The following is a 23,235-nucleotide window of genomic DNA, read 5'->3' on the forward strand; positions in this document are numbered from 1 at the left end:
GTGCTTATGATGATAACCAAGATTTTGTGCGGATTGAGTATGGCGATTGTGACGTTGATGCTTGCTACTTCTGCCTCTGCCTATTCGGGGACGGCAAACGGCGGAAACGGCGGACTCGGGAGCGGAATGGGCACGGGTACGCACGGCGCCAATGAAGGTATGTCCGCAAAAAGCTACAATTTGAAAATGTACGGCTTACCGGACGAAACGCCAAGAACGAACGCGAACGCCAACAAAGAAGTCAGCGTCTATGGAACGGGGACAGGCAGCCAATTCTGGGACGTAAACGGGAACCCGATCGGCACGGCGAACCGCGATCATATGTACCGCACCCAATCGGTCGCATCGAACGACGGGTATCGCGCCATGTCGGCAACGACCGATAATGGTAAAAATTGGGGGAATTGGGGCTGGCTCGGTTTGCTTGGGCTGGTTGGGCTATTCGGCAATCGCAACCGTAACCCGGAACGCCATAATTAATCAGGGACGCCATGTAACAACCGAACGAACGATACGACTACCCTTCCCGGTGCCGGAGGGGGTTCCCGTATCGTTTTTTTTGATTCTTGGACATCCCGAATCCGACATATACTACATTAAGTTGCCTGCCGCTATCCGCCGAAGGGAGGTATCCGCGATGTGGGTGAAGCCCGAATTCAAGATTATCGAGATTTGCGCTGAAGTGACGGCATATTCGTATCGGAAATAACTTATCATGCATAACCCGTCATGCCGGAGAAATCCGGCATCTCTTCTATAGAGGGGGATTAGCGATGATCATTAAAGTATTAGGATCCGCTGCGGGAGGAGGCTTCCCGCAATGGAATTGCGCTTGTCCGAACTGTACGCGATTAAGGGCCGGAGACCCTTCCGTTAGTGCCCGGACGAATGATTCGCTGGCCATAAGCCCGGACGGCATTCGTTGGGCGCTGCTGAACGCAAGCCCGGATATTTGCCTTCAATCGGATGCCGCCTCCTCTCTTCATCCAGGTCCTTCCTTGCGCGGTTCCCCCATTCAAACCGTACTCCTGACCGACTCGGAATTGGACCATACGACCGGACTTCTCCAACTCAGACAAGGTTCATCCATTGAAGTATACGCTCCCCCTCCCGTTCTCTTCGCGCTAGCGGACGACTTTCCGGTTCGCCGGATTCTAGAACCTTTCGCGAGCTTTCGGTGGCGAGAAACGATACCGGAGGAATCTTTCCCACTTTTTGGGGGACAATTATCGGTATGCCCGTTTTATTTGAGCGACAAGCCGCCTCGCTACATAAGGGCACCTCTGCCTTGGGATCCTGAACGTGAACGAGAACGGGAACCTTGGGTAATCGGTTACCGCATTTCGGATCGGGAGACCGGAGGCGTCGCCGTCTACGCGCCAGGGATCGAGTCATGGTCGCCAACGCTGGAACGGCATCTGGCGGACGCCGATTGCCTCTTGCTGGACGGAACCTTCTGGCAGGCCGACGAGCTTCGCGCGCTGGGCGTATCCGAGCTGGACGCGTACGATATGGGCCATCTCCCGGTATCCGGAACGAACGGAAGCGCCGGGCTGCTGGCGCGTTTGCCGGCACGTCGCAAAATCTATATTCACATCAATAATACGAACCCGATGTTGGTCGAACATTCGCCCGAACGACGAAGTTTGACAGCGCTAGGAATCGAAGTCGGGTTTGACGGAATGGAGTTGGAGGTTTGATGTCAGAATCGTATTTGCTGTCGGACGAACAGTTCATCTCGCGTTTGCGACAGATTGGAGAGAACCACTACCACGATAAGCACCCCTATCACATTGCCATGCACGAGGGGAAGCTGTCCCCCGCTCAACTTCGGGCGTGGATCGCGAACCGTTTCTACTATCAGAAGAATATCCCGATCAAGGACGCGATCATCCTGTCCAAGCTGCCATCCAGGGAAGATCGCCGCGAATGGATTCAACGGATTATCGACCATGACGGCCGGGCAAACGGCGAAGGCGGCATCGAAGCATGGATTCGCCTCGGCGAAGCCGCGGATATACCGCGAGATGAAATGCTCGATGAACGTCATGTGCTTCCCGCTGTCCGTTTCGCCGTCGACGCTTACGTGAACTTCTGCAGGCTGGAACCGTGGCCCATCGCCGTCGCATCCTCGCTGACGGAACTATTCGCGCCGACTCTCGTCTCCAAGCGGATTGGCGTGTTCGAGCAATTGTATCCGTGGATCCGTCCCGAGGGGCTCGCCTACTTCCAAAATCGTCTTCACCAAGCTCCGCGGGATGCGGATCATGGACTAAGCATCGTCCTGCGCGAATGCAGGGATCGCAGCGACCAGGAACAGGCGATTAGCGCATTGCGCTTTAAATGCAATGTCCTCTGGGCTCTCCTGGATGCGTTAAGCTTGGCATATCCCGACGGAGACAACCTACGATGAGTCAGCGGCCGCTTTCGGAACGGCCGAAACTCCGCAGTCCGGGTCGCATCAAGTACGATAAGGTCCGTCAAATGGAACTCTTGCTCTTGCCGGAAAGAATCGTCGAGCTTAACGAGGCGGCGGGAGCGATTCTCCGGCACTGCGACGGGCAGCGAACGATCGAGCAGATCATCGGGGAGCTGGAGGCGAAATACAATCAGACGGGTCTCCGGGATGATATTGTCGAATTCTTCGATGCGGCTGCCGAGAAAGGATGGCTGGAGCTATGCAAGTAAGCTTGCCTTACGCCTTGACCGCCGAACTCACGCATCGCTGCCCCCTCCGCTGCCCTTACTGCTCGAATCCGACCGAACTCCAGAAGAGAGAGAACGAGCTGTCGACCGACGAGTGGCTGAGCGTCTTGGAGCAAGCTTGCGAGCTTGGGGTCGTGCAGGTTCATTTCACGGGCGGAGAACCGCTTCTGCGCCCGGATTTGGAACTCATCGTCCGCCGCGCCAGGGACTTAGGTCTCTTCGTCAATCTCATCACGAGCGGCGTCGGTTTGACGGAAGAACGAGTCCGAAAGCTCTCCGATGCCGGAATCGACAGCATTCAGCTTAGCCTGCAGGCCGCGTCCGCGGAACTTGCCGATTCCATTGCCGGATTCAAGGCCCATGAACTGAAACGACAAGCCGCCCGAAGGATTCGAGAAGCCGGGCTTGCGCTTAATATGAACGTCGTGCTTCACCGGGGTAATCTCCACCAGCTCGAAGATATAATCGAGCTTTGCGCATCATGGGGGGCTCAGCGCCTTGAGTTGGCGAATACCCAGTATTATGGCTGGGCATTACGCAACGTTAATGAACTTCTTCCGCGAAGCGAGCAGCTTAAGCAAGCTGAAGCCGACTACGTCCGGGCAAGCGAGCGCTTTGGCCAACAACTTGAACTTATATGGATCTTACCTGATTATTACGAGGATTTCCCGAAGCCCTGCATGGGCGGATGGGGCAAACTTTCGTTAACGGTTGCTCCGGACGGACGGGTACTGCCCTGCACGGTGTCATCGGAAATACGGAGCCTGTCTTTCGAAAATGTAAAGCAGCGGGAACTGGCCTGGATTTGGCATGATTCGCCTTCTTTTAACGCCTATCGAGGCTATGATTGGATGGCGGAGCCATGCCGAAGCTGCGAGCGGCGCGAGCAGGATTACGGAGGCTGCCGCTGCCAGGCCTTTCTGTTGACAGGCGATGCGAATGCCGCGGATCCCGTTTGCACGCTGTCTCCGCATCGGAGGGTGATTACGGATCGGATCAAATCCATCGAGGCCGGCGAATCTCGGACTCCTAATTATGCTTATCGTGGCGGGTGATCGCGGTTGAGGATATTTGACGCGCATTGCGACGTGCTCAGCAAGCTGCTGGAACGTCCCGAACTCGATTTTGTCCACGGTCCCGAAGGACTGGACGTTACGCTCGAACGAATGCTGTCATCGGGCATCGGTGTACAAAATTTTGCCGTGTATTTGCCGCAGCGTTGGTCTAACGAGTTTAGGTATGTGCTGGATAGCATCGACTTGTTCCATGAACGTATCCTCTCCCTTCCGCAAATGCAGTTTATTCGCACGAAATCCGATCTGGCGCGCGTAACGAACGGAGACCGGATCGGAGCACTGCTTTCCCTGGAAGGCGTGGATTCGCTTCATGGAAACTTGGCGTATCTTCGTATTCTTTATCATCTCGGCGTAAGGACTGTCGGCATCACTTGGAACCGCGCCAATTGGGCGGCGGACGGCGTCCTGGAACCGAGAAAAGGCGGCTTTACCGCGGCGGGAACGGACTTGATCAAGGAATGCAACCGGCTGGGCTTGATTATGGACGTCTCCCATCTCTCCGAGAAAGGCTTCTGGGAACTCGCCGAAGCGACCCGGAAGCCCGTCATCGCTTCCCACTCCAACGCAAGTGCGATTAGCCCCCGTCTAAGGAATTTGTCGGATGCCCAGATTGGCTCCATCGTACAAACCGGCGGCGTCATGGGCATCACGTTCGTTCCTCCGTTCGTGAGCGACGTACAACCGGTTTCCATCGATCGCATTCTGCTGCATATCGATCATGTGTGCGCATTGGGCGGGAAGCGCCATATCGGTTTCGGTTCCGATTTCGACGGCATTCAAGAATGGATCGTCGGCTTGGAGCACGCGGGACATTACGACAAGCTCGTGAATCTGCTGTTGAAACATTACCGGGAGGACGATGTGAAGCTCTTCGTATTCGGCAACTGGCACCGATTCTATATGGACCACTTGCCGGAGGAATAGCTTCTTCCGCTCCGGAACTGATTCTATTTAGGATCTCGACGCTACTATTCTCGGGTCTGTCTGGCTCGGCTGCACAAAATCGACGGGCAGCATGTCCCCCGCCTTCAGTATCTTCTCCTGACCGACGAATTTCGTCAGTCGCGTCTCGAAGAACCGCGGGTGCTTATCCCATATCGCTTTAGGCACCGTCAGCACGAATCGGCCGTTCTGATCGGGTATCGTCAAGGAATATGAAGTCCCGGGGGGCACGTCTAGTCCGGCCAGCAGGCCGGTATACGTCGCTCCCATTGCTGTCGTGCAGACAAGCATCGGAGGCCGGTCGTCGATCACCAAGCCTTCCTTGGGCAAGCGAATCCGAATGTTTACGCTTGTATTCCGCGGAAGCATCAACACCTTGCCCGCAGGCAGCGCATATCGGCGGGTGCCGACGAATACGGTAAGATTCGCGCCTTCCTCTTCCGGCCAGTAATACATTTCGTATCTCCCCTGCTTATCGGTAGGCGTCGATTTGGCAAAGCCCTCCCCGCTTTCCCGGTCAATCCACACGAATGCGTCCTTTATTGGATTGCCGTCAGCATCCCCCACTTCACCTGCGATCCGATATTTGTCAGCCTGGAAGAAAGAAATCTTGTCGCCGGTCTCGCTCGCGATGCTGGCGTGTACCTTGATCTTGTCCGCATTCTTGTCCGATGGCTCTACCTCTGTCACGATAATCGGATGATAGACGCTAATCGTCGAGGAGGCAGACAGGATTGCATCAACCGCTTCTTGGCCGACAGGCTTGCCATCGACCCTCGCCTCATGGAGCGACGTCACCCGAACGAGTTTGCAGGCGATCAGACTACGGTCCACGAGCAGCTCGAAGGAGCCGTCCTCTCCGGTGCGGATGTTCCTTCCTTGCGTGCCGGTTTGCAGGAGAGCATTCGCGACTGGCCGCCCGCTCCAAGTCAGCTTGCCCCTGACTGTAACCAGGTGGGAGCCGTCGTTTCTCCATGCCTTGACGACAAATGCCGTCTGTTCAAGCACGAGATGGGCTTGATGTTGTTTAGCTTGATGTTGTTTAGCTTGATGTTGTTTGGCTTGATGTTCTGTAGCTTGATGTTCTGTAGCTTGATGTTCTTCAGCTTGCGCGTTCGCATATGAACGTGAATCTGGCGAGAACGCCGCGACCAAGGAAAGGAGCACGAACAATCCCGCTTTGATTATTCTTGTCATCATAGTGGTCTCCTATTGAGAAGGCGGTCAAGCCATGACGCTGTGCATCCTGACTTGACCGCCATATTGTAATCTCGGTTATTGCGCTTCATGGCCTCCGCCAGTTTCGGCTTTGCCGGCCTGACCTTGCGTCTTGTCGCCGCCGAGTCCGAATACATGCACTTTCGGCTTCGATCCGCCCGTGGTGAAGACCATGTATTCTTTGTTATCGACCGTGAAGATCGACGGAGCGGCTTGAATGTTATCGCCGGAGGTTTGGAACGTCCAAATCACTTTGCCGCCCTTAATATCAAGCGCGTTGATCTTGCCGTCCAACTCGCCGAAGAAGGCAAGTCCCGTATCCGTGCTCGTCAAGCCGCCGCGCTGCGTATCCTTCGTCTTGATCTGGTACGCTTGCTTGCCGGTATCCACGTTGATCGCGGTAACCGTACCGTATCCCGTCACGTTCGGCACCTCCGAATATCCGGTGCCGAATGCTGCAGCGCCGGGGAAGTCCGGGGTTCCGGCTTCCGCTTCGGACTTCGCCGATTTATAGAGCGAAGGCTGTTCGATGGCCGGAATCAAGACGTAATTCGACGCGGGATCGTAGGTTTCCGGCGCATAATTCTCTCCGCCGAGTACGCCCGGATAGCTGATCGTTCCTTCGGGCGTGACTTCTTTCTTATCGATCTTGGTGAACGGAACGCCGTTCCAGACATCAGCACCGGTAGCGGCATCCCAGGCGAACCATAAGCCGGACTTGCCGCCTTGCACGACCAGTTTCTTCGTCGCGCCTTTAACCTTCGCGTTGATGATCATCGGCGAAGCCGCCGCGTCATAATCCCACATGTCATGGCTGACCTCTTGCTTGGCCCATGCGAGCTTGCCGGTCATCGCGTTGACGGCCACGACCGAGTCGGTATTCGGATTATCTCCCGGGCGATTAGCGCCATAGAAATCCGGGGCCGGATTACCCGTCGCGAAGTACATCATGTCGGTTGCTTCGTCGATCGCAACGGGATCCCATACCGCCCCTCCTCCTTGGAACTTGCTGTTCGCCAGCCAATCTTGTCCCTTCGGCGGCACGGTCCAGAACGGAGAATCCCATGCCGGCGTCAAATCGCTAGCCTTGAACGCGGCCACGAAGCCCCGAATGCCGTTGTCGCTTCCGCTGCTGCCGATATAGACGTTGCCCTTGTAATATTGGGGAGCCGTCGTCTCGTAGTACCCGTTCTCGATCGTAACCCCATCGATATGGTCGGAAAGCTTGATCATTTTCACCAATTCGCCGGTCTTCTGATCCAGTGAGACCAGCGAGTTATCGACCGCAAGCATGAATACTTTGCCTTCGCCTACGGCAACGCCGCGATTCGAGATGATCCCCGCTTTAGAGAACCCTGCTGCTTGCTCGGCTGTAGGTTTCCAATGCCATATGGTCTTCCCGGTCACGGCATCTAACGCGAACACCTGATTGCCGGCCGTCGTTATGTAGACAACGCCGTCGACGACGACGGGATACGATTGGTTGCCGTTCTTGACGTCCGGGTCGAGCGTCTTCAGGTCCGCGGACCAAATGACGCCTAAATCCTTGACGTTATCCGCGGTGATCTCTTTGAAAGGGACATGGCGGTTATTGTCCAGCGAATACCCGTAGGAGCCCCAATTTTCAAAGGTCTTGCCGGTCGCCCCGGTGGTGGTGTTGTTGTTGGCAGGCGCATTCGAACCGGTCTCGTTCGGCGTCGTCTCGGGAGTCGTATTATTGTTGTTATTGTTCTGTCCGGAACAAGCGGTAAGAACCAACAATAACGCCACCGCCGCGCCGCTTTTTGCATGCGTTTTTTTCAAGGTCGTAACCTCCAGTTTATGCGAATATGCGATTTCGTGATTCATGGGAAGATCCCTTTTCACGCAATCTTCATTGAATATGGTATTTCCTAATTGAAGTAAATTATGTAAAGGGTCGGAATTCATCAATCCAGATTGTTAAGGTGAAACAGCAAATAGGCCTCTCCGTATTGGAGAGACCTTTGTTGGAACTTTATCTTGTATCCGGAGCCCTTTATCGCATAAGGCGCGGCTTAGGAAGGAAGCTCGTAATTGGCTGCTTTTTTGGCATCGAAATCGGCGGCTGTTTCCTTGTCGCTCTGTTTGTCGTAAAACTTCCCTAGTCTCCAGCCGATTCCAACATTTACGACGGCCATCGCCGCATATAACACGACGTCTCCCCATGGCTCCGGAAGCAAGAGATCTGCCAGAAGCCAGCCTCCGGTCATAGAGGCCCCCATCACTGCGCCTTTCACGCGCGAATTCAAACTTGCCATGCGCAAGCCCTCCTTTTGAGTACGTTCTATCTAACAAGCATGCATAAAGTCCTATCCTGAGCAGGTATTAATCCCCTTACACGCATCTTATGTCGAGGACAAGCGAAAATATGCCGTGTATTCAGAGGCTTTGCCCCTTCGGATAATTCTGACAAGCAACGGGCATAATTGTTACGAAAAACTCTTAGGAGGAATCAACGACCATGAAACTGACAATTGCCAAGCTGTGTCTATTCGCGTTAATCGCCCTGCTCGGTCTTAGCGCATGCGGCAAATCGAGCAACAATACGAACAACAACGCACCTTCGAACCAAACACCGGCAGCCGGAGGAGCCACGAAGGAAATCACCGTGAATGCCGTCGACTGGTCGTACAGCGAACCCGAGATCAAAGCTAATGTAGGGGATACGCTCAAGATTACCTTGCATAACGAAAAAGGCGTTCACGGGCTGCAGAGCGAGGATCTTGGCGTGGATCTGAAGGATGGCGAAACGGCGACGGTCAAACTGGATAAAGCCGGAACGTACGAGTTTCATTGCAACATCCAGTGCGGACAAGGCCACGACAACATGGTGGGGCAAATTATCGTCCAATAAGCGATGCGCATTCACAGATACACCTGCGAAACGAAAAAGGGATTACGAGTCTCTCCATTGCTGGAGGCACGTAATCCCTTTCTTGCTTATTGATGTAACCTTTCATGCTTTCATGCTCAGCTTGCATCGATCGTCCGGATTATCCTTGCCGGGATGCCTGCCACTACGGCATTGGCCGGGACATCTTTTGTCACCACGGCCCGGCGGCCACGATCGCGTTTTCTCCAATCGTAACGCCAGGCAGGACCGTGGCGCCAATCCCGATCCATGCGTTCTGTTTGACGACGATAGGCTTGGAGATCGTACAATGTACAATGCCTTTGCGCTGGATCCTGCGGGTGGTTAATCGTAATCAAGTTCACTTTCGGTCCAATCAATACATGATCTTCGATCGTTCATAAGGCGCGTTGTTTAATTCAAAGACGATTCGCTGCGCTTCGTTTATGACCGCTCGGATTTTGTGATAGTCCGGTCATCCAGTGAAATAAGTTCACCGGATTTGTCGCGTTCAAAGATATCCGCGGCATTCATATTGTCGTACCTCCGTTCGATTTCAATGCACCTTTTGGCTATTTCCGCATGATTAGAGAAAGCAAGCGACAAGAAAATATACAATTCCAATCGTTTAATCAACGTATGTTCATTAGTATAAAGGTCAACGACGATTGTTCAATGAGCAAAAGAACGCGATTTGTTAATCAATCAACAGGTTGGTTGAAAATGTTCATTATCCTTACGAATATGCGACAAAAAAAAGCCGCAATTTCTGCGGCTTCCGTTATATCTATTAACGGATATAGGTTCATGATGTACATTTACACAACCAGTGCGGTTAACGGCTTCTTCTGCCCGCAACCAGATTATAGATCAGTGCGATGAGCGCGATGACAAGAAGGATGTGGATTAATCCGCCAGCGATGTGAAAGCTAAAGCCCAGCAGCCATAGCACAATCAGAATTACGAATACGCCCCATAGCATAGTTGAAGCCTCCTTTGTAGTTCCTCTATTCTCGTTCTTCAATCTCGTTCGTCTAGGCTCGTTTTCTCTATTTATAGCTTGTTATTACCACGTCAAGAAGATATTAATCATGGAATATAATGTATTTCCGTCAATTCCTATACATAGTCCCTGCGATCATCCGTAGCCGGGATTTAGGACAAGATTCAAACTTAAGCCCGTTCGTGTATTAACTCGTACGTTCGGTAAAGGAGGCTAACCTGCATGAATGAACATCGCAAAAGCTGGAAACCCGTTGCTGGAAAAAACGATCCTTGCCCCCCGCTGGAAACCAAAACATACGAGACTCCTCCTAATCTCTACTTAGGCGTCCAGGAGCCTGGACTTGAGCAATTCAAGCCTGCCGAGGCTCTTCGCAAAGGTACGTTGTGGCCTGCGTTATTCGGTCCGTACGATTCGCCGTATCAATCAGCCCGATCCGCTAAGAAGGAGGATGCGCGATGAAGCAGCCCACTTTAAAAGCACTCCGCCTGCTTGAAGAATTGCAGAGCCTCGACTTTGCGCTGACCGAATTGAGACTTTACCTGCATACGCATCCGGACGACGAAGAAGCATTGGCACAGTTTAACGAACTCGGGGAACAACGGATTCCTTTGAAAGAAAGCGTCGAGGAAGAATTCGGTTCCCTCGCTCCGTATGAACCTTTTCATGCCGGACGGAATCCGGGCTGGGGCGAAGGTCTGTGGCCGTGGCAGCTTTAACAGCGTAATCTTGGAGGAGGCGTTCTAACATGTTCGTATACGAGAAAAAGCTTCTCTACCCCGTTAAAGTAAGTTCTTGCAACCCGAAACTTGCCAAATACTTAATCGAACAATACGGCGGATCCGATGGCGAATTGGCTGCGGCGCTTCGCTACCTGAATCAGCGCTACACGATTCCGGACAAGGTAATCGGCTTATTGACGGACATCGCCATGGAAGAATTCTCGCATCTGGAGATGATCGCCACCATGGTATTTAAATTGACCAAGGATGCCACGCCCGATCAGATCCGCGAAGCCGGGCTTGAACCCCATTACGTCAATCATGGCAGTTCGCTATATTACGAGAATGCAGGCGGAATTCCGTTTAACGCCTCCTATATCGCCGGCAAGGGAGATCCGATCGCCGATCTGTACGAGGATATCGCGGCAGAAGAGAAAGCGCGCGCGACCTATCAATACATTATCGATCTCAGCGACGATCCGGATCTCAACGACGGACTCAAATTCCTGCGCGAGCGGGAAATCGTGCACGGCCAGCGGTTTCGCGAAGCCGTCGAAATGCTGAAGGAGAATTACAGTACTCGAAAAGTCTACTGACGCCGCAAACAACAAAAAGCAGCTTCCGGAATAAAGGAAGTTGCTTTTTTGTCATGCATGAATGAGTTTCAATCCTCATCGCGGAGCAGCCTGTTCGTCAATTCGAGCGTCGCGCATCGGGGAGAGAGCGAACCACGCACCGACAACAGCCAATCCGAGAATCGCAATCCATAACGCCGCATTAATCCATCCCACATCGACCGAGCTGCCATGCATGTTCGTCACCACCAGAACTTGGAGAGCGAGCGTGGTGATATAAGTGCCGAAATCCGATGTCGTCGAGGCTATCCAAAAACGCATATAACCCTTATGATCGGTTAGTTTCACCTTTCCCCCCTATGCTTGTTCAATTCCCACTGCGGCGATAGTCGAACAAACGAGTTAACGCGAAGAAAAGGACGGCAAGCGAGGCAGGCCTCTCTCGTCGTCCTTCCTATTCCTACTCGGTTCTGCCTATCACGCTTCGCTCGGATATTTAAGTCCCCACGGCTCCCGGATCCGGTCCAGCGTGTCCATGATTTGCACGGTCTCTTCGACGGTCAAGGCTTCGCTCTCCGTGCGGCCCGCGCGCAGGCACTCCATTGCTTCTATCGCCTGAAAGAAGTGGCCGGACGGTTCGAGCTCGTGCTTGAAGGTGACCGGTTCCTCTCCGTACACGTGCAATGTAGCGGCCTTGGCACCCAGGAATCCCGGAATTTCGATCCGCCCTTTCGTGCCGTAGATGACAGCCTCGTTGGTCATGGACAAACGCACCGAGCCGTGCAGGGAGGCGGTGCGGCCGCCGCCGTATTCGAACAGCAGCGAGAACTGCTCGTCCACGCCTGTCTCGCCGATCAGAACGGAGCTCGCGATCTTGGAAGGCTGCTCTCCGCCGTACACCATCGACGCGAAGGACACCGGGTAAATGCCGGCGTCGAGCAGCGTGCCGCCGCCTTTCTCCTTGTTCAGCAGGCGGCCTTCGGGATTCCAGCCCGCGTCGAAGCCGAATTCGGCCTTCAGGATCCGCACGTCGCCGATCGCGCCGCTGCTCAGCCACTCCCGCACTTTGACGATCGCGGGCAGGTACCGCGTCCACATCGCTTCCAACAGGAACAGGCCTTTCTCGCGGGCGAGGTCCGCGATTTCCTTAGCCTCGGCAGCGTTGATCGTGAACGGCTTCTCGCAAAGCACGGACTTGCCGCCGCGCAGCAATGTCAGCGCGTTCTCCAGGTGAATCGGATGCAGCGTGCCGATGTAGACGATTTCGACGTCCGGATCGGCCGCGAGTTCCTCGCAGCTGCCATATGCGCGAGGGATGCCGAATTTTCCGGCGAACGCCTGTGCCTTGTCGAGCGAGCGTCCCGCGACGGCGACGAGCTCCGCGCCTGGCGCGTGCGGCAGCTCCGTAGCGAAGTTGTCCGAGATGCCTCCCGGTCCCATGATTCCCCATTTCACGATGCGTTGTTCCGTCATGCTTAACTCCCCTTTACCCATCAGATAAGTATACTTTAACCCATTTGTAGGCGCTTGCAAAGCGATTCTGTCAACGTTAACGGGAATGACATCTCGATTCACCCATTTACAACGGCAGTAAGGTTGTGTTATTCTTGTTTCCATAGTTTTCGAAATACTAGCGAAAGGCGGTGAGATTCCATGGTCGAGGACAACGAGGAGATCAAACAGGCAGTGAAAGTCTACAAAGCACTCGGAGAGCCGACCCGGATCAAAATAGCGATGCTTCTTGTGGAAGAAATGAATCTGTGCTGCTCCGACATTTCAAGCAAGCTCGAGTCCATCGCCGGTTCCACGCTGTCTCACCACTTGAAGCAGCTTACGGAATGCGGCCTGCTCACGATGCGCAAAGACGGCACGTACATTTATTACAGCGTCAATAAAGAAGTCGCGCGCAAATACGTCCCTTATTTATTGGGATAGCCGTTTTTTTTCGTTCAATATTTCGATAATTTTAGAAATATAAAAATATAAAATAGAGAGACACGGATAAGGAGCTGGAACCTTTGTCGTACAATTTGAAAATTTATATGCTGGCTTTAGTCAGCTTTCTCGTCGGCACGTCCGAATTCATCATTGCCGGCATTCTGGATAAAGTTTCCGACGATATAGGCGTCTCCGTCGCAGCGGCCGGCCAGCTGATCACCGTTTTCTCCCTTGCTTACGGGTTCGGGACGCCTTTCCTGATGGCGGCCGCCGCCAAAGTCGACCGCAAAAAATTGATGCTGTATTCGCTCTCGGTATTCATCGTCGGCAACATCGCCGCTTATTGGTTCTCCGGCTTTGGCGCCCTCATCGTGTCCCGCATTATCGTTGCGTTAAGCAGCGGCGTCTTCGTCGTCACGGCGCTCACGGTCGCCGCGAAGCTTGCGCCGGCGGAGAAACAGGGCAGCGCGATTGCCACGCTCGTCATGGGTTTCAGCACGGCGCTGATCGTCGGCGTTCCGCTTGGCCGGCTAGTCGCTTCCGCTTATGACTGGAAAGTGGTATTCGGGGGCATCGGGCTGCTCGGACTGCTGGCGATGCTGCTCATCGCCTTCGGGATTCCGAAGACGGACGGCGAGCAGCCGGTACCGCTGCGCGATCAGCTGAAGCTGCTCAAGAATCCTAAGATCGTCGTCGCGCTCGGCATTACTTTCTTCTGGCTCGGCGGTTATTCCATCACCTACACGTATATTTCCCCCTTCCTGCTCGATATTACGGGCATGAGCGAGAAATTCGTCAGCATCGCGCTGCTCGCGTTCGGCATCGCCAGTCTGATCGGCTCCAAGCTCGGCGGATACGGCACCGATCGCTGGGGGTTCAAGCGTACGCTTGTAACCGGCATGCTTCTCCACTCTTCCTGGCTGATCGCGATTTCGTTCGCCGCCCATTCGCCGGGCTTGATGTTCCCTCTGCTCATGCTGTGGTCCTTCTCCGCCTGGTCTTCCGGCCCGACGCAGCAATACCATCTGATCTCGCTCGCTCCCGAAGCGACCAGCATCATGCTTAGCTTGAACAGCTCCGTCATACAGCTGGCCATGGCTGCCGGCGCGGGCATCGGCGGCGTCGTCGTGGAAGGCGCATCGCTGACCGCCATCACCTGGATCGGCGCCGGCGGCGTCGCCGTCGCTGGGCTCATGTCGGCCGCGGCCTTCGGTTATTTCCGCGTCGGCGCCACTTCCCGGGCAGCGCACAAAAAAGCCGGCGCAGGGAAAATCAGCGCTTAAGCAAATTTCATTTTCGTAAACAGGGCAGCCATACAACAAGCAACACGAGAAGAAGCCCGCAGCTTCCGCTTTTAGCAAGCAAGCTGCAGGCTTCTTTTCTCGTTCGCGATCATGCTTCATTCGTCGAGGCCAACATGCCGCTTCAGAATACCCTCCTGGCGGTGACGAAGCGGTCCTTCCACTGCCCGTCGAAATCCTCGATATGGACCCCGAGCTTATCCGAATAGGTATGCAGGATTTTGCCGTCCCCGGCATAAATGCCCACATGTCCGATATCCAGACCCCTTGCGCTGAAGAACAGCAAATCTCCCTTTCGCAGCTCCGCGATCGTCACTTCCCGTCCTACTTTCGCCTGATCGTACGATACGCGCGGAAGATCGATTCCGAGCACTTCGCCAAACACGTGCTTGACGAAGGATGAACAATCGAAGGTATCGGTCTGGCTGGGATCCGCGCCGAATTCGTAATGCGTTCCGAAGAACGTCGATCCGAAGGCAATAAGCTCGTTCGCTTGCTTCATCTCCAGTTCCGGGCTCGTAAAGTCCGAATACTTGGGCTTGGCCGACATGAACCCGATCTTCCCGTCCTCCGTCTGCACTTCGAGCCAATTCGCATCGACCGCGCGGATCACATGTACGTGCTGGCCTTTGGAAAGCATCCGAACGAGCGTGGCATCCTCTTCCGAACGCGGCTCGCTTCTCAAGTTAACGCCGTATGTAATTTCAGTTTCGAACGTATGAGCGGACGATATGCTGATCGAACGGGCGTAGGCATGCCATTGGACAACATTGCCCATCATTTCGCTGACGAACCGCAGAGGTACCATGGAGAAGCCGTTTATTAATTTGCCGGGGTCGGGCAGCGCCAGTTCTTCCCCGTTTCTATAGGCCGAGCTTTCGCCGAGCCGATAGGTAATGACGAGACTGTCCGTCGTCGCCGTAACCGATTGCGTCCGATCATCCCAGCTCACTTTGGCCCCTTCCGACTCGAAAATCGGACGAACGGGAACATAGCTGACCCCGTTCTCGATGACCGGCGGCGCTGGAAACGCCAGCGGACGACCGTCCAACAGCAGCGAAGGCGGCTGTTCGGACTCCGCGTGCGCGCGTACGCCCGGGACTGCCGCGATCGTCAAGACGAGCAATGCGAGCGTTGCGTATGCTGATTTTCGTTGTTGCATGCATTGGACACCCTTTCCAACAGAGATATTATTTAGACGCGAAACGTTTCGGTTTGTTCTGTTTGAAATAATTGGATGCCAAAAAAGCCTGATTGCTCAGGCTTCCCTTCATCAGATATTTAGGCGGAATGTGTCCCTCATCAATTCTCATTCATACTCCCAATTCGTAAATATTGAGTATTTTCACATAGTTAAGTTTGTTATCGCGCGATTGATAGGCAATTGGCTCATCGTATTGCAGGCGGTCGTTAATATAGTCGCAGCTAAATTGATTCAGCATATGCCCCCAGTAATTCAGATCGAAATCATATCTGAAATGTACGCCTGACGATCAATCAGGAATGAAACGCCGGCAATTCCGCTATACCCCAACCTTCTTGAGCTTGCCGTCGAGGAACGCCTTCGCGCGCGGAATGTCCGCCTCGTCGAGGTGTTCGATAATGATCGGAATGTTCGGATGCTGTTTCGCCAGGCGCTGCAAGTACAGATCGTAGTTCAGCACGCCTAGCCCCGGGGCCGGAAGCTCGACCGCGCCGGCGCCGCGGAACGAGTGGGATTCCGATGCGTCGATGTCGGCATGCTTCTCGAGGGTGTCTTCGGCCCGCTTGCAGTCCTTGGCGTGCGCGATTTTGATTTTGTCGCCGAACGCGTTGAAGATGCGGTTCAGCGTATCGTCGATATGATCGATATTGCCGTCCGTAAAATAATTCGTCGGATCCACCAGCAGTCCGAGACCCGGATGGTTCACGTCCGAGAACAGGCGGGCGACCTGGTCGACGGAGCCGATGACGTTGTTCACGTAATTCTCGACCAGGAACACGGAGCCGTGGTCGTAGGCGAATTTGGCCAACTCTTCGATCTGCCTGCACGTCTCCTCGTACGCTTCCTCGCTGCCGTTCTTCGGATCCCATACCCAGTCGCTCTCCGCGTTGTACGTCCCCGTCTCGCTGACGACGTACGGGCTGCCGAGATCGCGGGCGAAGGCGAGAATGGATTTCAAGTCCTGCACGTTCCGCGCGCGTTTGCCCGGATCCGGATGCATGAGATTCGTATAGCCGGAGATGCAAACGATCGGCAGATTGGCGTCGCGGAACGCGTCGCGGATGCGATGGCATTGCTCGCGCGTGAGCGATTCCGGGGACAAGTCCATGTCCTTGAAAGCCAAATCCAGCTGCACGCAGGAGAAGCCGTCCTTCTTGATGCGCGCGATGGATTCCTGAAGCGAATACGGATAATAGGCGTTGAAAATACCGACTGAAAGCATGGGTATAACCTCCCGATCGCGTTTATTGTTCGTTAACGACGTCCATAAACCGAACCGTTCTGCCTTCGGCGATCGACCTGTAGCAAGCGTCTACCGCCGCCATCGTGCGTAAATTATCCCGACCGCCGATCTCCGGCTCGGTATCCGTCTCGACCGCCCGAAGCAGCTGCGCCATCGTGCCTTGGAAGGCGTCCGGAAACCACACCGCGTCCCACTGCGGCCGGATCCATTCGTTCGGCGCCCGGCGCGTCGTCATCGCGAACGTGCTCGGGGACCGCTCCGGATAGGACGGCCAGCCGATCGTCCCCGAAGCCATGCCGTCCAGTCCTTCGACGCGCCATTTGATATAGATGTCCTTCTCCGTGCCTTCGCCCGGCCATGCCCATACGTCGTCCAGGCTCGTCGCCATGAGCTCGTTCGCATACTGGAACGTGTATTGCGTAATGCCGTCCGAATGCGGAAATTTCGTGCGCGGATCCTTCCTCGACACGGCCGTGATCTTCTCCGGATCGCCGAATAGATAACGGAACGCGTCGATATGGTGAATGCCCATGTTCAAGAGTTCGAGGCGTTCGTACTGCTCCAGGAAGGGCTGCCAGTGCGGGATGGCCCGCATCTCGATCGTTGCCAGCACCGGCTCGCCGAGGATACCGCGGTCAAGAACCGTTTTGAGCGCTCGGACGGACTGGTCGTACCGCATGTTGGAATTGACCGCGAGCTTGACGCCCGCCGCTTCGCACAGCTCGACGATCTCGCGCGCCTCGCGCGCATTCATCGCCAGCGGCTTCTGGCACAGAATTCCGCGGATATGCGGCTGCTTGACCGCTTCCCTCACGACTTCCAGCTGGCGATCCGGCGGAAAGGCAATGTCCAGAATCTCGATCGCGGGATCCCGGACGAGCTCCTCCCACGTGCGGTGGACCTTCGGAATGCCGCGCAGTTCGGCGACGGCCTTCGCGTTCTCGTAAGTACGGGACGCGATCGCGACCGGATGAAAGCCGGCATCGCGATAGGCGGCCAGATGGCAGTCCCGCATAATAAAGCCCGAGCCGATGCAGCCGATGCGGTAATCCATCCGCTTCGGGAATTCGGGCTTGATGATCGATTGAAAGTCGATCGGTTCCATTGCATCGTCCTCCTTTGCGCTCGATTTGAACCCAATAACCGTACGAAGGCACCGTGCTTCGACTTCACGAAGCGGATTTGCAACCGCTTTCAAACTAAACTCTGAACGTCTGCCACAAGTATCTCTATTCGCCATTCGAAGGATCAATCCTCCGGAAACGGAGGTGGCCCGGATAAAAAACGGCGGCTCCCAGCTAAGCGCTCATCCTCCGGCGCAGCTCCGATCCGACAAGCCGATCTTGACGGGCTGAAGCGTTTCGTTGCAGCCGATCGTCAACTAACGGCAGGATCTGGAACACCTCTGAGAAGAGATAAACAGCAAGAGCGCAAACCGGGAGTCCTCAAGGGACTCGGTTTGCGCTCTTGCTTCGTTTCAATAGATCCGTTTCAACAGTTCGACCACTTCATCCAAGGAGAGGCCGAAGGTTTTATAATAGGCTGCGTCGATTGCCATTTGCTTCAAGATCATGTCATCGCGGATTTCCCGCATCTTCTCGGGCGAGAACTCGGCGACGAAGCAGCCCTTGCCGGTGACGGTGTCGATCAGGCCCGATCGTTCGAGTTCCTCCCAGGCTTTCTTGACCGTGATCACGCTCACGCGAAGCTCCTGGGCTGCCTGGCGTATCGGCGGCAAGACATAGCCGCTTGGCAGTTCGCCGCTTAGAATCTGCGCGCTGATCTGTTCGATGAGCTGCTGGTAGATCGGTTTCTCCGACGTGTTCGAGATCGAGACGTTCATAGAAGTTCGACTTCAAGGAATCGCTTAGCCGCGATTCGGTAAGCCACGAAGGTGAAAGCCGCGTAAATCGCGATTCCCGCAACCAGAATGGATGCGTGCAAACCGATATGGTCGGCGATATGCGCATTGAAGACGTCGGACACGGATGTCAGCTGGATGCCCAGCCATTGCGCGATACCCGCAAAAAGCATGGCGGCGATAACTCCTGTGGCTAATGCCCCGCCGAATTTATAAGCCGTCTTATAGTAGATCGTGATGAAGAAAATGTTGAATATCGCCATGATAACCATGCACAGTCCCCAGAACCCCATCGTCGGAGCGAAGAAGTAGTACATAATGTCCAAATTGATGTAAGCGTACAATAGATCATGGATCAGGCCGAAGATAACTGCGAAGCCGATATGCAACAGCTCAAGGATGACAATGACGAGAATTCTTGCTTTGACCATGTCCTGCTTGGTTACGGGCATCATCGTCGTGAACATCAAGTCGTGCTGCGCTTTGAAATTTCCGAATATGCCGGGGACCGATATCCAGAAGAAATACATCGGAACGATAAAATAGATCCAGCTCGGAATAAGCATTAACATGCCGAGCATGACGGGCATGAAGAAAAAGATCGGTTGAATGCCCAATTTCAAATCTTTCATCACCAAGTTATACATGATCGGCCTCCTTCCTCGTGAAGTAAATCATGATTTCCTCCAGGCTCGGCGTGGCGGCCTTTATGCCCGACACGGTATCGAAGACCATGTCGAAGTCGCTCGAGCGGATTAACCCCGTGAAGCCGAACGAATTGACTTTGTAGGAAATCATCCTGTCTTCCACCTCGCTCAGCTTGCTTTTGTCGCCGTGCAGCAAGCGATAGGACGCCTTGAACTCCTCTTTCTCGGCGCTGTTCACGATTCGCCCATCGACGATAAACGTAATGAAATCCGCGCATTTCTCCAAGTCGGACGTGATATGGGTCGAGAATAGAATGCTGATTTCGCCGTCCGAGACAAGCTCTTGGAACAGATCCAGCAGATCGTCCCTGGCCGCGGGATCTAGCCCGCTCGTCGGTTCGTCGAGAATGAGCAGCTTGGCGCCGTGGGACAAGGCAAGCGCTAGACTGAATTTGACCTTCATGCCCGTCGACAGCTCGGCGACTTTCTTATTCTCGTCGAGCCCGAAACGTCTCAGATAACCGGAATAGACGGATTCGTCCCAGTTCTTATAAAACCGCTTGATCACGTCCGTTAACGTCTTCAGCTTGTTGCGCGTATAGAATTCGATGTCGCCGAACGCGCATCCGATCTCTTGCTTCAACTCGATTTCGTGATCCGCCATGTTCTTGCCCAAGATGTGGACCTCTCCGCTATCGGTCCGTACCATGTTCATCATCGACTTAATGGTGGTGGTCTTCCCCGCTCCGTTTGCGCCGATAAAGCCCATGATGTATCCCTGTTCTAGCTGAAACGATACGTCCTTTAACTGAAAATTGGGATAAACCTTAGTTAAGTTTCGGATATCCAAGGCCAGCATATCGAGCCTCCTCGTAAAATTGTGTATATCGTGCATTCACAATATAACACCTTGCCGAAACGGATGTCAACTCGCAATCGCCTAACGCACAGGCATTATCTTTTGCTCATACAATGGGCATAGGCATGAGATATTGCGAGGAGGGCGAAACCGATATGCATTTCGAAGCGACGCTTCGGTCGAATATTATTGCGGCAGCCAAGGACTTGAACAGTAACGGAGTGAAATTCGCGACGTTTCGGAAGTCGTTTTGCAATCTAGACTACTGGATACTGACGAATAAAGGAGGTTTTCAGTTGAGGGATAGCGCGACGCCGGCAGACGGCATCGGGGACATTTTCTCGAACGGGAAGAAGTACGGCTTCGAGTGCGCGACGGCCGTCATCATCATTTTGTACAAAGGCGTTCTGGATTCGCTTGGAGCGGACCGTTTCAACCAGCTGTTTCCGAACCTGTACCTGTACTCGTGGGAGTATGACAGCGACCTTGGACTAACGACGGAAGAAGCTCCCGGCGCTTCCGCGCAGCCCGGGGACGTGTTGTACTTCAAGAACCCGGAAGTCAATCCGGAGAAAATGGAGTGGCAAGGCGAGAACGTCATTAAACTAAGCGACGATCTCTATTTCGGACACGGAATCGGCATCAGAAGCGCAGAAGGCATCATAACGTCACTGAACAAGCACCGCGTAACGGGAGCAACGGAACCCGCCTTCCTGATGGACCAGTTTATCTATCCCGCCTTCGACGCTTTGTCTCAACACGCCCCGGCCGACATGCGCCCGGACTGCACGAATGCCGGACGGCCAAACCCGAACGCGGTGCGCGCGAGCATCGGTGCACGGACGTATATCCGGCATTAGACGCATTACTTGACCCCGCCGGAACTCTTGATGACGATCTTGACATTCGTCTGGAACGATAGATTCGGATAAATCGCTTGCCACGACGTCCAATCTTGGTCGCGCCGGTTGCGCGTCGCGCGATAGTACAGTCCGAATCCTACGGGATCGACTTCCAGCGACTGCATCTTTTCTAGCAATTTCGTATAGCGCGCTTGCGCTTGTTGCTCGGCGAGCCGCTCATAATACGACCATGGTTTCTTATACAGCGATTCGGTTGACTCTTCGGATTGGCCGATCATACGAATGTTCATCGTCAGCTTCGGCATGGCTGGCTTGGACGCATCGATACGGTAACGATACGTTGCTTTGTGAACATTGATCGCGAATTGGACAGCATCGTTCTTCGTCTCGAGATCAAACTTCTGAAAATGCTTCGTTAATTCATTGAACACCCGGGATTCGCCCGGACTCAGTACGGCTTTCAGCTCCTTCTTGTCGAAGACGGCGACGCGATCGATCAGAAAACCATTGTCTCTCGGCCGAATGACCGGCAGATAGGGATCGATCCCCTTCTCGGTTGCCCTGCGGTGAAAATCGTATAAATATTCGGTGAGGATATACGAAGATTCCGTGCCGTCTTGATCGAAGCTGAGGAAGAGGCTGTCGCCGGGAAAGCGTTCGGAGCTGGTTTTCACGTTGAGGATGTCCTCGGCTGTCGGATCTCCGAGTGCCATGAACGCAGATCCTTGAATATCCCTGCGGCGCAAAAACCAATCCAGCGTCCCCTTCCGCAGGATCTCCGCGCTCATCGGCTTGCCGATGACGATGATTTTGGCTTGCGAGAAATCGAGTTCTTTGTCTACCTTGGATTTCATATGGCGAACGGCTTCCGCTATCGAGCCCGCATCATCGCTGATGAGCTGAAAGTCGTTCGTTTGGCCGGGTTGGATTTTCGAGAACGGAATAGCCAGCTTCAGCGACACACGATACGGTTTAGCCGCATGTTCGGATTTATCGATGCCGATCGCCATCACGAAGAATCGCCGGTCTATATCTTTGAACCCGCATCCAGGCAGCCAGATCAGCGAACAGATCAGCATTCCTTTCCAGATCCATGACCGTTTCACGTCTTCATCCCTCGTTTGCTCCATATGAATACGATCAACACGACCAGCATATCGAACGGCAAATGGATTCGCATCCAATACCCCGATACTTTGAACAGCTGCATCTCATTGAAGCGCGACCCGGCGATCACCGTCGCGATGGCAAGCAGGACGCAGATGACGAGGCTCGGCAGTTTGGAGCGCCACGAGACAAGCTTCGGATTGTATGCCTGGAAACAACTGCTGATCGCCTGCGATCCCACATGCCAGGTAATCATCGTGAATACGTACGTCATGACGAGAAGAATGAGCAAATAGATCGTAATCACCCGTTCGATGAACACGTATTTCATGCGGATGGCGTCGATCGTCGATATCCACGTGTATATGTAATCGTCGATCCCGTCCGTTCCCAGGTAACCGATCGGTATGAAGAACGAGGCAGTCACTAGACCGAACCCGATCATCGGGAGGAACCATAAGTACTTGACGCCCTTCATGTTTTTAAACTCGCGATTGAAGATGGCGAGTCCCATATAGCCGGCAAACGTGTACGAAGATGCCGAGATGCTATTCCAGGAAGGAGCGATCCAAGCGTAATCGAGCATCGCTTGGACCGAGTCGTAATTCATGTTCTGGCTGAAGACGCCATGAATTAATACGAGGACAAGCAGCGGGACGGCGAGCACGAAGATGATTTCCGTGCCGAATAACACCGTTTTCGACGATTGCACGGCGCTCAGGCATGTCATGATCACGAATAGCGTCAGCAGCACGGGCAGAGCCATGTCCGGGTTCAAATATTTCTCCATGATGAACGCGCAATGAATCCATATCAAGCCGCCTGCGGTCAGCGAAGCCAAGCCGAAGAGCAGCATGAGCGGGATCCGGAATGCCTGCGGCAAGAAGTAGGCGGCAATTTCCGGCAGCCCTTTCCCGTCGAACTTCATCATAGCCCGGGTGAAAATAATCATCAGTATACTGCCGATCAGAGGACCGACGAAGAGCGACATGACCGCTCCGTCATAGCGTTCATCCACGTTCACGCGCGGAATGAACAGGATCGTATGGATCATCATGGACATGCACATGACGTAGAAATAGTAACGAGACAACCCGA

Annotated in this window: 27 protein-coding genes and 1 pseudogene; 13 read left to right on the forward strand and 15 right to left on the reverse strand. The window is 54.1% G+C overall.

All coding sequences use genetic code 11. From position 1 onward, the window contains the following. The first annotated feature begins 9 nt into the window (after positions 1 to 9). The 6 genes from GZH47_RS01205 to GZH47_RS01230 all read left to right on the forward strand — a co-directional run bounded on the left by GZH47_RS01205 (position 10) and on the right by GZH47_RS01230 (position 4,706). Positions 10 to 480: a WGxxGxxG family protein gene (locus tag GZH47_RS01205; RefSeq protein WP_318653434.1), complete on the forward strand. Its 471-nt coding sequence runs from the start codon at positions 10 to 12 to the stop codon at positions 478 to 480. A 293-nt stretch (positions 481 to 773) separates the two neighbouring features. Next, positions 774 to 1,700 (forward strand): pyrroloquinoline quinone biosynthesis protein PqqB, encoded by a 927-nt coding sequence (gene pqqB / locus GZH47_RS01210; protein ID WP_162638155.1) that lies wholly within the window; start codon positions 774 to 776, stop codon positions 1,698 to 1,700. Then, the gene (pqqC, locus tag GZH47_RS01215) at positions 1,700 to 2,413 is read left to right on the forward strand and encodes a pyrroloquinoline-quinone synthase PqqC (RefSeq protein WP_162638156.1); all 714 of its coding nucleotides are present in this window, start codon (positions 1,700 to 1,702) and stop codon (positions 2,411 to 2,413) included. Before pqqB ends, pqqC begins: the two co-directional genes overlap by 1 nt. Further along, the gene (gene pqqD / locus GZH47_RS01220; protein ID WP_162638157.1) at positions 2,410 to 2,688 is read left to right on the forward strand and encodes a pyrroloquinoline quinone biosynthesis peptide chaperone PqqD; all 279 of its coding nucleotides are present in this window, start codon (positions 2,410 to 2,412) and stop codon (positions 2,686 to 2,688) included. Before pqqC ends, pqqD begins: the two co-directional genes overlap by 4 nt. Next, positions 2,679 to 3,761, forward strand: a complete 1,083-nt coding sequence (pqqE, locus tag GZH47_RS01225) for a pyrroloquinoline quinone biosynthesis protein PqqE (protein WP_162638158.1) — start codon at positions 2,679 to 2,681, stop codon at positions 3,759 to 3,761. The genes pqqD and pqqE overlap by 10 nt, the downstream gene beginning before the upstream one ends. Before the next feature lie 6 nt (positions 3,762 to 3,767). Beyond that, positions 3,768 to 4,706 (forward strand): dipeptidase, encoded by a 939-nt coding sequence (locus GZH47_RS01230; RefSeq protein ID WP_162638159.1) that lies wholly within the window; start codon positions 3,768 to 3,770, stop codon positions 4,704 to 4,706. Positions 4,707 to 4,733: 27 nt separating this feature from the next. Here GZH47_RS01230 and GZH47_RS01235 read toward each other — a convergent pair whose 3' ends face one another. The 3 genes from GZH47_RS01235 to GZH47_RS01245 form a co-directional block, all read right to left on the reverse strand. Beyond that, the gene (locus GZH47_RS01235; RefSeq protein WP_162638160.1) at positions 4,734 to 5,924 is read right to left on the reverse strand and encodes a carboxypeptidase-like regulatory domain-containing protein; all 1,191 of its coding nucleotides are present in this window, start codon (positions 5,922 to 5,924) and stop codon (positions 4,734 to 4,736) included. 75 nt (positions 5,925 to 5,999) lie between these two features. After that, a complete protein-coding gene (locus tag GZH47_RS01240) occupies positions 6,000 to 7,745 on the reverse strand; it encodes a pyrroloquinoline quinone-dependent dehydrogenase (RefSeq protein WP_162638161.1) in 1,746 nt (581 codons plus the stop codon). Between the two features lie 233 nt (positions 7,746 to 7,978). Further along, positions 7,979 to 8,221 carry a hypothetical protein gene (locus GZH47_RS01245; RefSeq protein ID WP_162638162.1) on the reverse strand — a complete coding sequence of 81 codons (243 nt, stop codon included), beginning with the start codon at positions 8,219 to 8,221 and terminating at the stop codon, positions 7,979 to 7,981. A 203-nt stretch (positions 8,222 to 8,424) separates the two neighbouring features. Between GZH47_RS01245 and GZH47_RS01250 the strand changes: the two genes are divergently transcribed. Further along, positions 8,425 to 8,817 carry a cupredoxin domain-containing protein gene (locus tag GZH47_RS01250; RefSeq protein ID WP_162638163.1) on the forward strand — a complete coding sequence of 131 codons (393 nt, stop codon included), beginning with the start codon at positions 8,425 to 8,427 and terminating at the stop codon, positions 8,815 to 8,817. 116 nt (positions 8,818 to 8,933) lie between these two features. Here GZH47_RS01250 and GZH47_RS34560 read toward each other — a convergent pair. Together GZH47_RS34560 and GZH47_RS01260 are read right to left on the reverse strand one after the other, a co-directional pair. Then, a pseudogene (locus GZH47_RS34560) lies at positions 8,934 to 9,212 on the reverse strand (DapH/DapD/GlmU-related protein); the annotation flags it as partial. A 437-nt stretch (positions 9,213 to 9,649) separates the two neighbouring features. Beyond that, on the reverse strand, positions 9,650 to 9,796 hold the full coding sequence (locus GZH47_RS01260; RefSeq protein ID WP_162638164.1) for a lmo0937 family membrane protein: 147 nt from the start codon (positions 9,794 to 9,796) through the stop codon (positions 9,650 to 9,652). Positions 9,797 to 10,039: 243 nt separating this feature from the next. On the opposite strand from GZH47_RS01260, the gene GZH47_RS01265 reads away from it, so the two are divergent. From GZH47_RS01265 to GZH47_RS01275, 3 genes are read left to right on the forward strand one after another with little or no spacing between them, the layout of a single operon-like run. Then, positions 10,040 to 10,279: a spore coat associated protein CotJA gene (locus GZH47_RS01265; protein ID WP_162638165.1), complete on the forward strand. Its 240-nt coding sequence runs from the start codon at positions 10,040 to 10,042 to the stop codon at positions 10,277 to 10,279. After that, positions 10,276 to 10,536 (forward strand): spore coat protein CotJB, encoded by a 261-nt coding sequence (locus tag GZH47_RS01270; RefSeq protein ID WP_162638166.1) that lies wholly within the window; start codon positions 10,276 to 10,278, stop codon positions 10,534 to 10,536. Before GZH47_RS01265 ends, GZH47_RS01270 begins: the two co-directional genes overlap by 4 nt. 29 nt (positions 10,537 to 10,565) lie before the next feature. Then, entirely contained in the window at positions 10,566 to 11,135 is a 570-nt protein-coding gene (locus tag GZH47_RS01275; protein ID WP_162638167.1) for a manganese catalase family protein, read from the forward strand. 75 nt (positions 11,136 to 11,210) lie between these two features. Here GZH47_RS01275 and GZH47_RS33970 read toward each other — a convergent pair whose 3' ends face one another. Further along, positions 11,211 to 11,462, reverse strand: a complete 252-nt coding sequence (locus GZH47_RS33970) for a hypothetical protein (protein WP_225446314.1) — start codon at positions 11,460 to 11,462, stop codon at positions 11,211 to 11,213. 129 nt (positions 11,463 to 11,591) lie between these two features. Beyond that, positions 11,592 to 12,587, reverse strand: coding sequence for a Gfo/Idh/MocA family protein (locus GZH47_RS01285; protein WP_162638168.1), 996 nt, complete (start codon positions 12,585 to 12,587; stop codon positions 11,592 to 11,594). A 180-nt stretch (positions 12,588 to 12,767) separates the two neighbouring features. Here GZH47_RS01285 and GZH47_RS01290 point away from each other — a divergent pair, with 180 nt between their 5' ends. Further along, positions 12,768 to 13,049: an ArsR/SmtB family transcription factor gene (locus tag GZH47_RS01290; RefSeq protein ID WP_162638169.1), complete on the forward strand. Its 282-nt coding sequence runs from the start codon at positions 12,768 to 12,770 to the stop codon at positions 13,047 to 13,049. Between the two features lie 83 nt (positions 13,050 to 13,132). Continuing rightward, entirely contained in the window at positions 13,133 to 14,335 is a 1,203-nt protein-coding gene (locus GZH47_RS01295) for an MFS transporter (protein WP_162638170.1), read from the forward strand. Between the two features lie 142 nt (positions 14,336 to 14,477). Here the strand turns inward: GZH47_RS01295 and GZH47_RS01300 are convergent, their stop codons facing one another. From GZH47_RS01300 to GZH47_RS01325, 6 genes are all read right to left on the reverse strand, one after another. Next, the gene (locus GZH47_RS01300) at positions 14,478 to 15,515 is read right to left on the reverse strand and encodes a stalk domain-containing protein (RefSeq protein WP_162638171.1); all 1,038 of its coding nucleotides are present in this window, start codon (positions 15,513 to 15,515) and stop codon (positions 14,478 to 14,480) included. A gap of 361 nt (positions 15,516 to 15,876) precedes the next feature. Continuing rightward, the gene (locus tag GZH47_RS01305; protein ID WP_162638172.1) at positions 15,877 to 16,779 is read right to left on the reverse strand and encodes a sugar phosphate isomerase/epimerase family protein; all 903 of its coding nucleotides are present in this window, start codon (positions 16,777 to 16,779) and stop codon (positions 15,877 to 15,879) included. Between the two features lie 22 nt (positions 16,780 to 16,801). Then, positions 16,802 to 17,905: a Gfo/Idh/MocA family protein gene (locus GZH47_RS01310; protein ID WP_162638173.1), complete on the reverse strand. Its 1,104-nt coding sequence runs from the start codon at positions 17,903 to 17,905 to the stop codon at positions 16,802 to 16,804. Positions 17,906 to 18,277: 372 nt separating this feature from the next. Next, positions 18,278 to 18,643 (reverse strand): GntR family transcriptional regulator, encoded by a 366-nt coding sequence (locus tag GZH47_RS01315; RefSeq protein WP_162638174.1) that lies wholly within the window; start codon positions 18,641 to 18,643, stop codon positions 18,278 to 18,280. After that, the gene (locus GZH47_RS01320; RefSeq protein WP_162638175.1) at positions 18,640 to 19,308 is read right to left on the reverse strand and encodes an ABC-2 transporter permease; all 669 of its coding nucleotides are present in this window, start codon (positions 19,306 to 19,308) and stop codon (positions 18,640 to 18,642) included. Before GZH47_RS01320 ends, GZH47_RS01315 begins: the two co-directional genes overlap by 4 nt. Beyond that, complete coding sequence (locus tag GZH47_RS01325) at positions 19,301 to 20,167, reverse strand: ABC transporter ATP-binding protein (RefSeq protein WP_162638176.1); 867 nt, start codon at positions 20,165 to 20,167, stop codon at positions 19,301 to 19,303. Before GZH47_RS01325 ends, GZH47_RS01320 begins: the two co-directional genes overlap by 8 nt. Before the next feature lie 155 nt (positions 20,168 to 20,322). On the opposite strand from GZH47_RS01325, the gene GZH47_RS01330 reads away from it, so the two are divergent. Next, the gene (locus GZH47_RS01330) at positions 20,323 to 21,027 is read left to right on the forward strand and encodes a protein-glutamine gamma-glutamyltransferase (RefSeq protein WP_162638177.1); all 705 of its coding nucleotides are present in this window, start codon (positions 20,323 to 20,325) and stop codon (positions 21,025 to 21,027) included. A 5-nt stretch (positions 21,028 to 21,032) separates the two neighbouring features. Here the strand turns inward: GZH47_RS01330 and GZH47_RS01335 are convergent, their stop codons facing one another. Further along, positions 21,033 to 22,136 carry a Ger(x)C family spore germination protein gene (locus tag GZH47_RS01335; RefSeq protein ID WP_162638178.1) on the reverse strand — a complete coding sequence of 368 codons (1,104 nt, stop codon included), beginning with the start codon at positions 22,134 to 22,136 and terminating at the stop codon, positions 21,033 to 21,035. Continuing rightward, entirely contained in the window at positions 22,133 to 23,230 is a 1,098-nt protein-coding gene (locus GZH47_RS01340; RefSeq protein ID WP_162638179.1) for a GerAB/ArcD/ProY family transporter, read from the reverse strand. The genes GZH47_RS01335 and GZH47_RS01340 overlap by 4 nt, the downstream gene beginning before the upstream one ends. Positions 23,231 to 23,235: the final 5 nt, after the last annotated feature.

Origin of the sequence: Paenibacillus rhizovicinus, from assembly GCF_010365285.1 — a bacterium.
In the GTDB taxonomy this organism is placed as follows: Bacteria; Bacillota; Bacilli; order Paenibacillales; family Paenibacillaceae; genus Paenibacillus_Z; species Paenibacillus_Z rhizovicinus.